The following is a 15,325-nucleotide window of genomic DNA, read 5'->3' on the forward strand; positions in this document are numbered from 1 at the left end:
GACGGGTACTCTTCGGGCTGCCCCAACAGGATTTCTACGGCAACTCGTTCAACAACCAGCTGTTGCCGGTGACGCTGAGCGAGCAGCAGGTGGACGAGCTGTTCAAACTGGTGGACGCCAACGAGGGGACGGAGTTCGTGGTGGATCTGGAGAACCAGACGGTCAACGCCGGCGGCAAAAGCTATCCGTTCGAAATCGACAGCTTCCGCCGCCACTGCATGATCAACGGGCTGGACAGCATCGGCCTGACGCTGCAGCACGAAGCGGACATCTCCCGCTACGAAGCGCAGCAGCCGGCGTTTCTGAATTAATCCCCTTCAATTCACCCGCCGCCCGGCGGGTGAATTCTTTCCTCACCAGTAGCCCAGCAGCTTCCACCATGCCCCGCCGATCAGCATCCAGATCAGCAGGTTAACCACGCTCATCACCCATCCCGCTTTCCACCACTCCCCCAGCGTCACATAGCCGGAGCCAAAGACGATCGGCGCGGTGCCGGTGCCGTAATGGGTCAGCGACATCATCAGCGAAGAAGAGAACGCCAGGATCAGGCCCAGCAACGCCGGCGGCGCCCCGAGCGCGATGCCGGCGGCGAAGAAGGCGGCGAACATCGCCGTCACGTGCGCGGTGGTGCTGGCGAAGAAATAGTGTGAATACAAATAGATGAGGGTCAGCAAGATCGTACCGCCCACCCAGCTCATGCCCATACGGTCGATGCCGTTGCCGACGGTTTGCGACAGCCAGCCGATCAGCCCCAGCTTGCCGAGGAAGCTGGCCATCATCACCAGCGCCGAGAACCACACCACGGTGTCCCAGGCCCCTTTATGCTTCAGCACATCCTCCCAGCTCAGCACCCCGGTAGCCAGCAGCACCGCCAGGCCGATCAGCGCCGCGGTAGTGGGATTGACCGCCAGCGCCGGGCCGAAAATCATCGCCGGAATGCCGGCCCACAGCACCAACAGCAGCGCGAACACCCCGAGAGTAATTTTCTCCGGCAGCGTCACCGGCCCCAGCGTCTGCAGTTTTTCGCGCGCGAAGCGCGGCGCGTCCGGCGTGCTTTTCACCTCCGGCGGATACAGCAGGTAGATGACCAGCGGCATCACTAGCAGCGAACACAGCCCCGGCACCAGGGCGGCGACCGCCCACATCGACCAGGACAGCTCGAAGCTGCCATGGGTGCCTTTGGCGATCAGGCTGACGATCAACGGGTTAGGCGCGGTGGCGGTGATAAACATCGCCGAGGTGATCGGGTTGATATTGTAGTTTACCAACGACAGGTAGCGGCCGATTTTGCCGGAGGTATTGAGCTCGGGTTTGGAGCCGAAGCTGTCGGCGATCGACTTCATGATCGGGTGAATGATGCCGCCGCCGCGCGCGGTGTTGCTCGGCGTCACCGGCGCCAGCGTGGTTTCCGCCAGCGTCAGCGCGTAAGCGATGCCCAGCGTCTTCTTGCCGAACAGCGAAATAAAGTAATAGCCGATGCGCGCGCCCAGCCCGGTTTTGTTCAGGCTGAGGGAAATCATGATCGAAAAGCCGATCAGCCAGATCAGCTGGTTGGAGAAGCCGCTGAGCGCATCGTCCAGCGCGGCGCCCGGCTTGCCCGGATTGGTGACGCCGGTCACTGCCACCAGAGCGATGGCGATCACCGAAACCGCGCCGATCGGCATCGCCTTGCCGATGATGGCGATGATGGTGCCGATAAACAGCGCCAGCAGTTGCCAGGCGTTGGGCGCAACGCCCTCCGGCACGGGAATGAGGAACCAGATAATCAGCGTGGCGCCAAGGGCGCACAGGGAAGGAAGCGGTTTGAGCGGTGTGAGTTTATCCATAACGTTCCCACTGTTCTAAACGACAGGGCGGCATCTCAATAGCGAGATGGGCGTGGGCGCAGCGATCGCGCGCCATATGCCTTCAGCTTGAGCGTCCGGCTTAGCCTTCTCAATGACTTGCATCAAGAATGCCGTCGTTTAACCTCACACTTCACGCACTTTGGCGCTCATCCCGAGCGCCGCCAGCGCCAGCAGCGCCGCCATCCAATACACCGAACCATGACCGAAATTCTCCACCAGCGCGCCCTGCAGCACCCCGGCCAGGATCACCCCGGTAGAGATGCTGTTGGTGAACAGCGTGGTGGCGGCGCCCGGCCGGCCCGGCATCAAATCCTGAAAATAGAGCATGCCGATACCGGCGACGATGCCGATAAACACCGCGTTAAGCAGCTGCAGCGCGATCAGGGCCGGCTTGGTCGCCAACACCGTCAGCCCGAGATAAAACAGCACGCCCGCCGCCACCGCCAGCAGCATCATGTTGCGCTTGCCGAAGCGTTTGACGTAATAACCGGCCAGTAGCATTGCCGGGATTTCCAACCCGGCGGCAGTGCCCATCAGCACCCCGGCCAGCCCTTCCGGCAACCCGAGATCGGCGGTGATATACAGCGGCATATCGATGATATACAAGGTATTGCAGGTCCACATCAGCATCGAAACGATGAACAGCAGCCGCACATCGCGATTGCGCCAGGCGCTGGCGGGCGCGATCGGCGCAGACATCCCGCCCTGCAGCCCCCCATTCTCCGCCGCACGCGGCACCGAAGGCAGCATAAATCCCACCAGCAGCACGCAAACCGCGAAGGTGGCGGCGGCGATCAGGAACATCACGGTGAACCCGTAGTTCAGCGCCAGCGCAAACGACAGCGGCGGACCGATCACCCACGCCAGCGAAAGCTGGGCGCGCATCACCGAGCTGAACATCACCACTTCACGCGCCTCGCTGTCGGCGTATTCCCGCGCCAACGCGAAAATTTGCGGCATGGCGGTGTTGGCAACGGCGGACATCAGCACCCCGGCGGTGATCAGCGTCAGGTAATCGCGGTTAAAGGCGAACAGCAGGCAGTTGCCGACCGCCATCAGGCAGCACAGCAGGATCAGCCTGCGCCGATCGCCGCGGGTGTCGGAACGTTTGGCCAGCAGGAAGCTGACCACGATGCCGGCCACCGCGTTGGCGGTGTAAAACAGCCCGACCCACAGCGGCCGCACTTTGACTTCGGTGGTCAGAAACAGACTGAGCGTCGGCGTCAGCAACGCGCCGGCGATGCCGGAGAGAAAAGCGATCAGCAGGAAGGCGGCGAAGATGGGGTTAATGCGCAGTGACAACCGGCTCAGGCGTTGCATATCGTCTTCCCTGACCTCAAAGCAGAAGAAAGAACCTTAGGCCACGGCGAGGAAAAAGCAAGCGCATCGCCATGACCGCGCATAAAAAAACCAGTGGGTCGCCCCACTGGCTGGTGAAACAACACCATTACTCAGAAACTTGTTGCCGCAGCCCCTACAGGTGCTCGCGATACTGCTTATCGGTCATCTCTTTAATGTCCCATTGCGTCAGATGCGCCAGCATCGCCAGCCGCGCCTGTTCGGGCACCACGCTCAGCCAGTCGGCGCGCTGGCGGCGGACCGCGCTGAAATAGCGCTGATAGAACGATTTGGATAAGAAAGCTTTCATGATTACGCCCTCCCCTTTCATTGATGAAAATTATCGGCGTAATATAGGGAAAGAAAAATTGACGAGTTGAAGCGGGAGTGTTCCTCTTTTATGTCCACGTCCAGATTGCAGCAGCAGTTCATCCGCCTGTGGCAGCGCTGCCACGGTGAAACCACCGACACCACGCTGCAGGATCTGGCGGAGGTGCTCAGCTGCTCGCGGCGCCACGTGCGCTCCCTGCTGAGCGCCATGCAGCGTGAAGGCTGGCTCACCTGGCAGGCGGAGTCGGGGCGCGGCAAGCGTTCGCGGCTAACCTTCCACTACACCGGCCTGGCGCTGCAGCAACAGCGGGCCGAGGAGTTGCTGGAACAGGATCGCATCGATCAGCTGGTGCAACTGGTGGGCGACAAAAACGTGGTGCGCCAGATGCTGCTGTCGCAGCTGGGGCGCAGCTTCCGCCAGGGGAAACACATCCTGCGGGTGCTCTACTACCGGCAGTTGTACAACCTGCTGCCCGGCTCGGCGCTGCGGCGTTCGGAAACCCATTTGGCGCGCCAGATCTTCAACGGCCTGACGCGCATAAATGAGGAAAATGGGGAACTGGAGTCCGATCTGTCCCACCATTGGCAGGCGCTGACGCCCTTGCATTGGCGGTTTTACCTGCGCCCGGCGATCCATTTTCATCACGGCCGCGAGCTGGAGATGGCGGACGTCATCACTTCCCTCTCGCGTCTGACCTCGCAACCGCTGTTCTCGCATATCGAAAGCGTCACCTCGCCGACGCCGTTCGTTATCGACGTGCATCTGCACAGCCCCGACCACTGGCTGCCCTGGCTGCTGGGCAGCGTGCAGGCCATGATCCTCCCGCGTGAATGGCGCGAACTGCCGGATTTCGCCCGCCATCCGGTCGGCACCGGCCCCTACCGCGTGGTGCGCAATCTTCCCAGCCAGATGAAGATCCACGCCTTCGACGACTATTTCGGCTACCGGGCGCTGATCGACGAGGTGAACATCTGGGTGCTGCCGGAGTTCTCCGAAGAGTTGGTGCACTCCGGCGTGCAGCTGCAGGGCGATGAAACCGGCAAAAACGAACTGGAAAGCCGACTGGAAGAGGGCTGCTATTTCCTGCTGTTCGATCAGCGCTCCCCGCGGGCCGCCGACCCCGCCATTCGCAGCTGGCTGTGCGAATTGATCAACCCCATTTCGCTGCTGAGCCGCGCCGGGCCGCTCTACCAGCGCTACTGGTCGCCGGCGTACGGCCTGCTGCCCCGCTGGCACCACAACCGCGCGCTGGCGCAGCAACCCAAACCGGCGGGATTGACCGAACTGACGATGACCCACTTCAATGAGCATTCGGAGTTTCACGCCATTCGCCAGGCGATTGAACCGCTGCTGGCGCAGCACGGCATCCGCCTGATCGTGCAAAGCGTGGATTACGCCACCTGGCACCAGGGCGACGCGCGCAGCGATCTGTGGCTCGGCAGCGCCAACTTCTATCTGCCGCTGGAGTTTTCGCTGTTCGCCACGCTGTACGAACTGCCGCTGATGCAGCACTGCATGAACGAAGATCTGGCGCAGGACGCAGCGCTGTGGCGCGCCAACCGCTTGCCGCTGGCGGAGTTCTGCCAGCGTCTGGTCAGCAACCACCAGTTGCATCCGCTGTTCCACCACTGGCTGCAGCTGCACGGCCAGCGCAGCATGCGCGGCGTGCGGATGAACACCCTCGGCTGGTTCGACTTCAAGTCCGCCTGGTTTGCCCCGCCGGAGACATAAGCGCCTTTCGCCCAAGTCGGTTAATCTTTACAATAGCGCCGTCTCAACGGGGTGCGGAGAGCCGGGCCGCCTAATAAGCCCGATTTTCCGCTGAGAGCACACCCGTCGAACCTGATCCGGTCAATACCGGCGGAGGGATTTGAGCCCAGCGAACCGGCGACGCCGCCTCGCCCCCTCAGATGCCCTTGCCCCCTTATTTTTCAGGAGTGCAACGTGGTCAAAAAATATCTGCCCTGCTTATTGCTGCTGTGCGCCGCGCCGGCGTTCGCCAAGCCGACGCTGACGGTTTACACCTACGATTCCTTCGCCGCCGACTGGGGCCCTGGCCCGGCGGTGAAAAAAGCCTTCGAAGCCGAATGCGGCTGTGAACTGAAGTTCGTCGCGCTGGAAGACGGCGTCTCGCTGCTGAACCGCCTGCGCATGGAAGGCAAAAACAGCGCCGCCGACGTGGTGCTGGGGCTGGACAACAACCTGCTGCAGGCGGCGCAGCAAACCGGCCTGTTCGCGCCGAGCGGCGTCGACACCGCCAAGCTGACGGTGCCGGGCGGCTGGCAGGACGCGACCTTCGTGCCTTACGACTACGGGTACTTCGCCTTCGTCTACAACAAAGAAAAACTGAAGAACCCGCCGAAAAGCCTGCAGGAGCTGGTCAGCGGCGACCGCAACTGGAAAGTGATCTACGAAGATCCGCGCACCAGCACGCCGGGGCTCGGCCTGCTGCTGTGGATGCAAAAAGTGTATGGCGACGAGGCGCCGGCCGCCTGGCAGCAGCTGGCGAAGAAGACCGTCACCGTCACCAAAGGCTGGAGCGAGGCCTACGGCCTGTTCCTGAAAGGCGAAGGCGACCTGGTGCTCAGCTACACCACGTCTCCGGCCTATCACCTGATCGAAGAGAAAAAAGACCTTTACGCCGCCGCCACGTTCAGCGAAGGCCACTACCTGCAGGTGGAAGTGGCGGGCAAGCTGAAAGCCGCCAAACAGCCTGAGCTGGCCGAGCGCTTCATGCAGTTCATGGTGACGCCGGCATTCCAGAACACCATCCCGACCGGCAACTGGATGTACCCGGTGATCAACACCCCGCTGCCCGTCGGTTTTGAGCAGATGAACGTGCCGCAGACCGCGCTGCAATACAGCGCCGAAGAGGTGGCCAAACAACGCGGCGGTTGGATCCGGGCATGGCAAACCGCCGTCAGCCGCTGATCCCCCGCTGGCTCTGGCCGGGGCTGCTGGCCGCCGGCGTGATCCTGCTGGTCGCCGCACTGGCGATGGGCTCACTGTGGCGTCACGCGCCGGACAGCGACTGGCGCGGCCTGTGGCAGGACAGTTACCTGTGGCACGTGGTGCGCTTCACCTTCTGGCAGGCGCTGTTGTCGGCGCTGATTTCGGTGCTGCCCGCCGTTCTGCTGGCGCGTGCGCTCTATCGCCGCCGTTTCCCCGGCCGGCAGCTGCTGCTGCGGCTGTGCGCCATGACGCTGGTGCTGCCGGTGCTGGTGGCGGTGTTCGGCCTGCTCAGCGTCTATGGGCGCCAGGGCTGGCTGGCAACGCTGTGCGGCTGGCTGGGCGTCGAGTATGGCTTCTCGCCCTACGGGCTGCAGGGCATTCTGCTGGCGCACCTGTTCTTTAACCTGCCGCTGGCCACCCGCCTGTTGCTGCAGGCGCTGGAGAACATTCCGGTGGAGCAGCGCCAGCTGGCCGCCCAACTGGGTATGAACGGCTGGCAGCAGTTCCGTTTCGTCGAATGGCCGGCGCTGCGTCGCCAGATCCTGCCGAGCGGCGCGCTGATCTTCATGCTGTGCTTCGCCAGCTTCGCCACCGTGCTGTCGCTGGGCGGCGGGCCGCAGGCCACCACCATCGAACTGGCGATCTACCAGGCGCTGAGTTACGACTACGATCTGGGGCGTGCCGCCATGCTGGCGCTGATCCAGCTGGGCTGTTGTCTCGGGCTGGTGTTGATCAGTCAGCGCCTGAGCCAGGCATTGCCGGTGGGGCATACCCACGCCCAGCGCTGGCGCAATCCGGAAGACAGCCTGTGGCGGCGCATCAGCGATTTTCTGCTGATCGCCGCCGCCCTGCTGCTGCTGCTGCCGCCTCTGCTGGCGGTGATCGCCGACGGCGCCAATCAGGCCATTGTCAGCGTGCTGCGCCAGCCGGTGCTGTGGCAGGCGCTGTTCACGTCGCTGCGCATCGCCCTCGGCGCCGGGCTGCTGTGCGTGGCGCTCACGATGATGCTGCTGTGGAGCAGCCGCGAGCTGAAACTGCGGCAGCAGCTGCGCGGCGGCCAGGCGCTGGAGCTGAGCGGCATGGTGATCCTGGCGATGCCGGGCATCGTGCTGGCCACCGGCTTCTTCCTGCTGCTGAGCGATACAATTGGGTTGCCGCAGTCGCCCTATGCGCTGGTGATCCTCACCAATGCGCTGATGGCGGTGCCCTACGCGCTAAAGGTGTTGGAGAACCCGATGCGCGACCTCGCCGAACGTTACAATCCGCTGTGCCTGTCGCTGGATATCCGCGGCTGGCAACGGCTGCGGCTGATTGAGCTGCGCGCCCTGCGCCGCCCGCTGGCGCAGGCACTGGCCTTCGCCTGCGTGCTGTCGATCGGCGACTTCGGCGTGGTCGCCTTGTTTGGCAACGAGCATTTCCGTACCCTGCCTTTTTACCTGTATCAGCAGATTGGCGCCTACCGCAGCAACGACGGGGCGGTGACCGCGCTGCTGTTGCTGCTGCTGTGCTTCCTGTTGTTTACCCTGATTGAACGCTTACCGGGCCGCCATGCTGACGCTTGAAAAACTGACCTACCTCTATGAACACCTGCCGATGCGCTTTGATCTGCGCATCCAGCCGGGCGAGCGCGTCGCGGTGCTCGGCCCCAGCGGCGCCGGTAAAAGCACCTTGCTGAGCCTGATCGCCGGTTTTCTGCCGGCGGCCAGCGGCCGGCTGCTGCTGAACGGCGAAGACCACACCGCCACCCCGCCGGCCAAGCGGCCGGTGTCGATGCTGTTTCAGGAGAACAACCTGTTCGCGCACCTGACGGTGGCGCAGAACATCGGGCTGGGGTTGGATCCCGGTCTGCGCTTGACTGAACAACAGCGCCAACAGCGGGCGCATATCGCCCGTCAGGTCGGCCTGGAAGAGCACCTGGAGCGCCTGCCGTCGCAACTTTCCGGCGGCCAGCGTCAGCGCGCCGCGCTGGCGCGCTGTTTGATTCGCCAACGGCCGATCCTGTTGCTCGACGAACCCTTCTCGGCGCTCGATCCGGCGCTGCGCAACGAGATGCTGCAGCTGCTGCAGACGGTATGCGAACAGCGCAACCTGACGCTGCTGATGGTGTCGCACAACCTCGACGACGCCGCACGCATCGCGCCGCGCACGCTGCTGGTGGTCGACGGCCGCATCTATTACGACGGCACGACGCAGGCCCTGATGGACGGCAGCGCGCCCGAAGCGCGCGTGCTGGGCATTTCGGGCAAAGCGTGATCTGACGCGCGTTTTTTATGCTGCGCCAATAAACCTGTTGTGCGAATTTTGCGCCTGTGTTTTTATAAAAACCTGACTTTTTTTACTGATGATAAGGTTCCCTGTGATCGCATCCTCGCTGACTTCGACCCTACTAGTTACCGCGCTACCAGCCGCGGTGGTCGTCGTGCGTGTGGTGGTGGTCGTCGGCAATGCGCCGTAGGGTCCGAATCAACGCATCGATTCCCAAACCCCGCCGGCGCAAACCGGGCGGGGTTTCTTGTTTTAGCACCCTGCCCAGCAAAGCTCACCGGCCTTGAGAAAGGACAGGAACATGGCAACTTCGGGCACGCCTCAACCGAGCACCCGCTTCACCGGCGCACAATTGATCGTTCATCTGCTGGAGCGTCAGGGCATCACCACCGTCGCCGGCATTCCCGGCGGCGCCGCGCTGCCGCTGTATGACGCGCTGAGCCAAAGCACCCGCATTCACCACGTGCTGGCGCGCCACGAACAGGGCGCGGGCTTTATGGCGCAAGGCATGGCGCGCGCCAACGGCAAGGCGGCGGTGTGCATCGCCTCCAGCGGGCCGGGCGCCACCAACCTGGTCACCGCCATCGCCGACGCCAAGCTCGACTCCATTCCGCTGGTGTGCATCACCGGTCAGGTGCCCTCCTCGATGATCGGCACCGACGCCTTCCAGGAAGTGGATACCTACGGCATTTCCATCCCGATCACCAAGCACAACCATCTGGTGCGCGATATCCGTGAACTGCCGCAGGTGATTGGCGACGCCTTCCGCATCGCCGAGTCCGGCCGCCCCGGCCCGGTCTGGATCGATGTGCCGAAAGACGTGCAAACCGCCACCATCACGCTGGAAGAGCTGCCGCCGATCGCCGTGCCGGACGCCGCTCCAAGCTTCGATCCGGCGCTGGTTTCGCAAGCGGCCGCGATGATCAATCAGGCGAAACGCCCGATCCTCTACCTGGGCGGCGGCATCATCTGCGCCGACGCCCACCGGCAAGCGGTGGAACTGGCCGAACGCGCCGGTCTGCCCACCACCATGACGCTGATGGCGCTGGGCGCGATGCCGGTGGAACACCCGCTGTCGCTGGGCATGCTGGGCATGCACGCGGCGCGCAGCACCAACTTCATTCTGCAGGAAGCCGATCTGCTGATCGTGCTGGGCGCGCGCTTCGACGATCGGGCGATCGGCAAAACCGAGCAGTTCTGCCCTAACGCCGCCATCATTCATGTGGATATCGACCGCGCCGAGCTGGGCAAGGTCAAACAGGCCAACGTGGCGATCCATGCCGACGTCGGCCAGGTGCTGCGCCAGCTGCTGCCGCAGATCGACACGCAGCCGCGCAGCGCATGGCTGAACACCGTCAATGACCTGAAACGCGAATTCCCGTTCAACATGCCGAACGCCGACGATCCGCTGAGCCATTACGGCCTGGTGCTGGCCGCCGCGCGCTGTGTGGACGACAGCGCCATCATCACCACCGACGTAGGCCAGCATCAGATGTGGGTGGCGCAAGCCTATCCGCTGAGCCGGCCGCGCCAGTGGCTGACGTCGGGCGGTCTGGGCACCATGGGCTTCGGTCTGCCGGCGGCGATCGGCGCGGCGCTGGCGGAGCCCGAGCGCAAAGTGCTGTGTTTCTCCGGCGACGGCAGCCTGATGATGAACATTCAGGAAATGGCCACCGCGGTCGAGCACGATCTGGACGTGAAAATCATTTTGATGAACAACCAGGCGCTGGGGCTGGTGCACCAGCAGCAAACCCTGTTCTACCAGCAGCGCATCTTCGCCGCCGCCTACCCGAAGCGCACCGACTTCCTGAAGATCGCCGCCGGATTCGGGCTGGATACCTGCGATCTGAACGCCGCGGAAGATCCTCAGGCGGCGCTGGCCGAGGCGATCCAACGCCCGGGCCCCTGCCTGATCCACGCGCTGATCGATATCAACGAAAAAGTATTCCCGATGGTGCCGCCGGGCGCCGCCAACATCGACATGATTGGAGAATAAGCCATGCTGCAACCACAAGATAAACCCCAAGTGATCCTGGAGCTGGCCGTGCGTAACCATCCCGGCGTGATGTCGCACGTTTGCGGGCTATTCGCCCGCCGCGCGTTCAACGTCGAAGGCATTCTGTGTCTGCCGCTAAAGGACGGCCAGCAGAGCCGCATTTGGCTATTGGTCGCCGACGATCAGCGGCTGGAGCAAATGATCAGCCAGGTGGAAAAGCTGGAAGACGTGCTGCAGGTGAAGCGCCACAGCGAAGACGTGCGGGTATTTGAACAGCTGGAAGCGTTCTTCCAATAAGGCGAACGGGGGCTTTCGCCCCCTTTGGTCATTGACCCGACAACACCTGCCACAGCAGGTGGCGATACACCGGCATCAGCGGCTGCTGACTCAGCGCATAACCGACCGCCAGCGCCGCCAGCCAACTCAATCCGCAAACCACGCGCAGCCGCAGCGGCGTCAGCCAACGGCTCAGTCGATCGGCGTTGCGCTTGCCCTCACGCCACCAACGCCAGCTCAACCATACCGCCAGCCAGACCAGCAGCGCCGCCGCGAGCAGCAGCCACTTGAACATCGCGCTGTCGGCGCCGGCGGGAATATCGATCGCCACGCCCGCCAGAATGCCTGGGAAGAAATAAACCGGCGGCCAGGTCAGGCAACCGATGATGTTCGGCAGCGCGAACTTGTACGGCGGCAAATCGAGCATGCCGGCCACCATTGGCACCAGCGGGCGCGTCGGGCCGACGAAGCGGCCGATCAGAATGGTCGCCATGCTGTGCTGGTGCAAGGCATGCTCGGTTTTGTCGAGCAGCGCCTTGTTCTTCTTCAGGAATGACCAACGGTGTAAAGGCCCCTTGAACGCGCGGCCGACGAAATAAGAGATCCAGTCGCCGAGCAGACAGCCGACGATGCCCGCCGCCCAGGCGTAGTAAAAGTCCACCTTGCCGCTGCCGATCAGCGCGCCGATGCTGGCCATCATCACCGTGCCGGGCAGCAACAGCCCCACCAGCGCCAGCGACTCCAGAAAAGCGACCAGCAGGACGACCATCAGGGTGAAAGCCAGTGACTGGGTGATCAAATCTTGTAAATAGGCTTCCATTACACCTCTGCGATTATTCGGGCCAAACGGGGCGGAGGATTTTCCAGCGCCGCCGCTGGCGAGTCAATCGATGAATTGTATGCGTATTTGGCAACGCCGCGCGGCGATGGACAATCACTGTATAAAAACCCATACTATAATTTATCTATATTAGCGCCAAAACCGACATCACGCTGAACGTCGCGCACGCCGCCCGGTGGAAAACGAAGGGGTTATGACTGCACTGCAACAGGGTTTCCTGCTCACTCGCCACTGGCGCGACACGCCTGCCGGCACCGAGGTCGAATTTTGGCTGGCGACCGACGCAGGCCCGCGTCAGCTGCGTCTGCCGCCGCAGACCTCGGTGGCGTTTATCCCCGCCGAACAAAGGCAGCGCGCGGAACTGCTGCTGCGGGAAGAGCGGCAAGTCGAACTAAAACCGCTGGCGCTGACGGATTTTCATCACCGCCCGATGCTGGGGCTGTACTGCCGCCAGCACCGTCAGCTCATCAAGCTGGAAAAACTGCTGCGGGAAGGCGGCGTTGCGGTCTACGAGGCCGACATTCGCCCGCCGGAGCGCTACCTGATGGAACGCTTCATCACCGCGCCGGTGTGGTTCAACGGCAGCCCCGACGGCGGCGGCCCGTTGCTCAACGGCCAGATGAAGCCGGCGCCGGAGTACCGTCCAACGCTAAAACTGGTGTCGCTGGATATCGAAACCACGGCCCACGGCGAACTTTACTCTATCGCGCTGGAGGGCTGCGGCCAGCGTCAGGTCTATATGCTGGGGCCGGCCAACGGCGGCGATGCGCCGCTGGATTTCGATCTGGAGTACTGCGCCAGCCGCCCTCAGCTGCTGGAGCGGTTGAACGCCTGGCTGGAGCGGCACGATCCCGACGCCATCATCGGCTGGAACCTGGTGCAGTTCGATCTGCGGGTGCTGCAAAAGCACGCCGAACGCTACCAAATCCCGCTGCGGCTGGGGCGCGGCGGCAACCTGCTGGAGTGGCGCGAGCATGGCTTCAAGCAGAATCACTTTTTCGCCGCCGCCGCCGGCCGCCTGATCATCGACGGCATCGAGGCGCTGAAATCCGCCACCTGGAATTTTCCCTCCTTCAGCCTGGAATACGTTTCGCAGGAACTGCTGGGCGAAGGCAAGGCGATCGACAATCCTTATCAACGCATGGCGGAGATCGACCGGCGCTTCGCCGAAGACAAGCCGGCGCTGGCACGCTACAACCTGAAGGACTGTGAGCTGGTGACGCGCATCTTCGCCAAGGCCGATCTGCTCAACTTCCTGCTGGAGCGCGCCACCGTCACCGGGTTGGCGGCCGATCGCAGCGGCGGATCGGTGGCGGCCTTCAGCCACCTCTATATGCCGCGCATGCATCGCCTGGGCTTTGTCGCCCCCAACCTCGGCGAACAGCCGGAGGAGCACAGCCCCGGCGGCTTTGTGATGGACTCCCAGCCCGGCCTGTACGATTCGGTGCTGGTACTGGACTATAAAAGCCTGTACCCGTCGATCATCCGCACCTTCCTGATCGATCCGGTAGGATTGGTGGAAGGCATGCGCCACCCAAACGACGCCGACTCAGTGCCCGGCTTTCGCAACGCCCGCTTCTCGCGCAGCAAACACTGCCTGCCGGCGATCGTCGAACAGATCTGGCAGGGGCGCGAGGCCGCCAAACGCCAGCACAATAAGCCGCTGTCGCAGGCGCTGAAGATCATCATGAACGCGCTGTACGGCGTGCTGGGATCGAGCGGCTGCCGCTTCTTCGATCCGCGGCTGGCGTCGTCGATCACCCTGCGCGGCCACGAGATCATGCGCCAAACCCGCGAGCTGATCGAAGCCGAAGGGTATCAGGTGATTTACGGCGACACTGACTCCACCTTCGTTTGGTTGAAACAGCCGCATGACGAGCAGCAGGCGGCGCAGATCGGCCGGGCGCTGGTGCAGCGGGTCAACGCCTGGTGGCAACAGCATCTGCAGCAGCAGTTCGGGCTGGAGAACGCGCTGGAACTGGAGTTCGAAACCCACTATTCCCGCTTCCTGATGCCGACCATTCGCGGCGCCGAACAGGGCAGCAAAAAACGCTACGCCGGCCTGGTCGCGCGCGCCGACGGCGAGGAAGAGATGGTGTATAAAGGCCTGGAAACGGTGCGCACCGACTGGACGCCGCTGGCGCAGCAGTTCCAGCAGCAGCTCTATCAGCGCATCTTCAAACGGCAACCTTATCAGGACTATGTGCGCGACTACGTCGGCAAAACCCTGAACGGCGACTTCGACGATCAACTTGTGTACCGCAAACGGCTGCGCAGAAAGCTCGATGACTATCAGCGCAACGTGCCGCCGCACGCCCGCGCCGCGCGCATCGCCGACGACTACAACCGCAGCCAGGGGCGGCCGCTGCAGTATCAGAACGGCGGCTGGATCAGCTACGTGATGACCGTGGCCGGGCCGGAACCGCTGGAAACCCGCCATTCGCCCATCGACTATCAGCATTACCTTGAACGCCAGCTGCAACCGGTGGCAGACGCTATACTCCCTTTCTTGCACGACGATTTCACCACGCTGGTTACCGGGCAGATGGGGCTGTTTTGAGATTGCGCCAGGTTAAGAAAAATCATCCGGTTTTGCAGGTGACGAACGCGCCGCCTTCCATTACCATAGCGCCCTTCCCAAAACTGAACCACGCTTAGCCCTGCCGTCTCGCGACGTCTGCATGGCGTGAACGGCTATTGCCCGCCAAATTTAAAACAAACCGGGATTAGCAGACGTTCAGTACAGGTGCCGCGGCCCTTCCCGCCCGGTAACAAGACTTACTTACAAAGAATCGAGCCGACAATATATGCCTTTTACTCTTGGTCAACGCTGGATCAGCGACACGGAAAGCGAATTAGGACTGGGCACCGTCGTGGCGCTGGACGCGCGCATGATTACCCTGCTTTTCCCCGCCACCGGTGAAAACCGCCTCTATGCCAGAAACGATTCGCCGATCACCCGCGTGATGTTCAACCCGGGCGATACCGTCAGCAGCCACGAGGGGTGGCAGCTGCAGGTGGAAGAGGTGAAAGAGGAAAACGGTCTGTTGACCTATATCGGCACCCGCCTGGATACCCAGGAAAGCGGCGTGGCGATGCGCGAAGTGCTGCTGGACAGCAAGCTGACCTTCAGCAAACCGCAGGATCGCCTGTTCGCCGGCCAAATCGACCGCATGGACCGTTTCGCGCTGCGTTTTCGCGCCCGCAAATACCAGAGCGAGCAGTATCGCCTGCCGTTCGCCGGCCTGCGCGGCATGCGCGCCAGCCTGATCCCGCACCAGCTGCACATCGCTCATGAAGTCGGCCAGCGCCATGCGCCGCGCGTTCTGCTGGCGGACGAAGTCGGCCTCGGCAAAACCATCGAAGCCGGCATGATCATCCACCAGCAACTGCTGGCGGGCCGCGCCGAGCGCGTGCTGATCGTGGTGCCGGAAACGCTGCAGCACCAGTGGCTGGTAGAGATGATGCGCCGCTTCAAC

Annotated in this window: 13 protein-coding genes, 1 pseudogene and 1 riboswitch; of the genes and pseudogenes, 10 read left to right on the forward strand and 4 right to left on the reverse strand. The window is 63.0% G+C overall.

Annotated features, from left to right (window positions below; all coding sequences use genetic code 11):
• Positions 1 to 311: pseudogene (leuD, locus tag ADK28_RS06795) on the forward strand (3-isopropylmalate dehydratase small subunit); the annotation flags it as partial.
• 42 nt (positions 312 to 353) lie between these two features.
• Here leuD and ADK28_RS06800 read toward each other — a convergent pair.
• The 3 genes from ADK28_RS06800 to sgrT all read right to left on the reverse strand — a co-directional run bounded on the left by ADK28_RS06800 (position 354) and on the right by sgrT (position 3,495).
• Positions 354 to 1,826, reverse strand: a complete 1,473-nt coding sequence (locus ADK28_RS06800; RefSeq protein ID WP_048795248.1) for a DASS family sodium-coupled anion symporter — start codon at positions 1,824 to 1,826, stop codon at positions 354 to 356.
• A 144-nt stretch (positions 1,827 to 1,970) separates the two neighbouring features.
• On the reverse strand, positions 1,971 to 3,167 hold the full coding sequence (locus ADK28_RS06805) for a sugar efflux transporter (protein ID WP_048795249.1): 1,197 nt from the start codon (positions 3,165 to 3,167) through the stop codon (positions 1,971 to 1,973).
• A 154-nt stretch (positions 3,168 to 3,321) separates the two neighbouring features.
• Positions 3,322 to 3,495, reverse strand: a complete 174-nt coding sequence (gene sgrT, locus ADK28_RS29845) for a glucose uptake inhibitor SgrT (RefSeq protein WP_072009629.1) — start codon at positions 3,493 to 3,495, stop codon at positions 3,322 to 3,324.
• A 90-nt stretch (positions 3,496 to 3,585) separates the two neighbouring features.
• Between sgrT and sgrR the strand changes: the two genes are divergently transcribed.
• The 7 genes from sgrR to ilvN all read left to right on the forward strand — a co-directional run bounded on the left by sgrR (position 3,586) and on the right by ilvN (position 11,026).
• On the forward strand, positions 3,586 to 5,247 hold the full coding sequence (gene sgrR, locus ADK28_RS06810; RefSeq protein ID WP_048795250.1) for an HTH-type transcriptional regulator SgrR: 1,662 nt from the start codon (positions 3,586 to 3,588) through the stop codon (positions 5,245 to 5,247).
• Between the two features lie 37 nt (positions 5,248 to 5,284).
• Positions 5,285 to 5,403, forward strand: a riboswitch (TPP riboswitch).
• Positions 5,404 to 5,460: 57 nt separating this feature from the next.
• Positions 5,461 to 6,447, forward strand: coding sequence for a thiamine ABC transporter substrate binding subunit (gene thiB / locus ADK28_RS06815; RefSeq protein ID WP_033641247.1), 987 nt, complete (start codon positions 5,461 to 5,463; stop codon positions 6,445 to 6,447).
• Positions 6,423 to 8,030 carry a thiamine/thiamine pyrophosphate ABC transporter permease ThiP gene (thiP, locus tag ADK28_RS06820; RefSeq protein WP_048795251.1) on the forward strand — a complete coding sequence of 536 codons (1,608 nt, stop codon included), beginning with the start codon at positions 6,423 to 6,425 and terminating at the stop codon, positions 8,028 to 8,030. The genes thiB and thiP overlap by 25 nt, the downstream gene beginning before the upstream one ends.
• Entirely contained in the window at positions 8,017 to 8,721 is a 705-nt protein-coding gene (thiQ, locus tag ADK28_RS06825; RefSeq protein ID WP_048795252.1) for a thiamine ABC transporter ATP-binding protein ThiQ, read from the forward strand. Before thiP ends, thiQ begins: the two co-directional genes overlap by 14 nt.
• Before the next feature lie 88 nt (positions 8,722 to 8,809).
• Positions 8,810 to 8,923 carry an ilvB operon leader peptide IvbL gene (gene ivbL / locus ADK28_RS31340; RefSeq protein ID WP_154747116.1) on the forward strand — a complete coding sequence of 38 codons (114 nt, stop codon included), beginning with the start codon at positions 8,810 to 8,812 and terminating at the stop codon, positions 8,921 to 8,923.
• Between the two features lie 111 nt (positions 8,924 to 9,034).
• Complete coding sequence (gene ilvB, locus ADK28_RS06830) at positions 9,035 to 10,729, forward strand: acetolactate synthase large subunit (protein WP_048795253.1); 1,695 nt, start codon at positions 9,035 to 9,037, stop codon at positions 10,727 to 10,729.
• 3 nt (positions 10,730 to 10,732) lie between these two features.
• Positions 10,733 to 11,026, forward strand: coding sequence for an acetolactate synthase small subunit (gene ilvN, locus ADK28_RS06835; RefSeq protein WP_016929110.1), 294 nt, complete (start codon positions 10,733 to 10,735; stop codon positions 11,024 to 11,026).
• Between the two features lie 28 nt (positions 11,027 to 11,054).
• Here ilvN and ADK28_RS06840 read toward each other — a convergent pair whose 3' ends face one another.
• Entirely contained in the window at positions 11,055 to 11,825 is a 771-nt protein-coding gene (locus tag ADK28_RS06840) for a DedA family protein (protein WP_016929111.1), read from the reverse strand.
• A gap of 214 nt (positions 11,826 to 12,039) precedes the next feature.
• On the opposite strand from ADK28_RS06840, the gene ADK28_RS06845 reads away from it, so the two are divergent.
• Both ADK28_RS06845 and ADK28_RS06850 read left to right on the forward strand, forming a co-directional pair.
• Complete coding sequence (locus ADK28_RS06845; RefSeq protein WP_048795254.1) at positions 12,040 to 14,406, forward strand: DNA polymerase II; 2,367 nt, start codon at positions 12,040 to 12,042, stop codon at positions 14,404 to 14,406.
• A gap of 247 nt (positions 14,407 to 14,653) precedes the next feature.
• Positions 14,654 to 15,325, forward strand: a 672-nt coding sequence (locus tag ADK28_RS06850; RefSeq protein WP_048795255.1) for an SNF2-related protein, incomplete at its 3' end; no start/stop codon positions are given.

The sequence above is a fragment of the Serratia sp. 506_PEND genome (assembly GCF_001076875.1).
In the GTDB taxonomy this organism is placed as follows: domain Bacteria; phylum Pseudomonadota; class Gammaproteobacteria; order Enterobacterales; family Enterobacteriaceae; genus Serratia; species Serratia marcescens.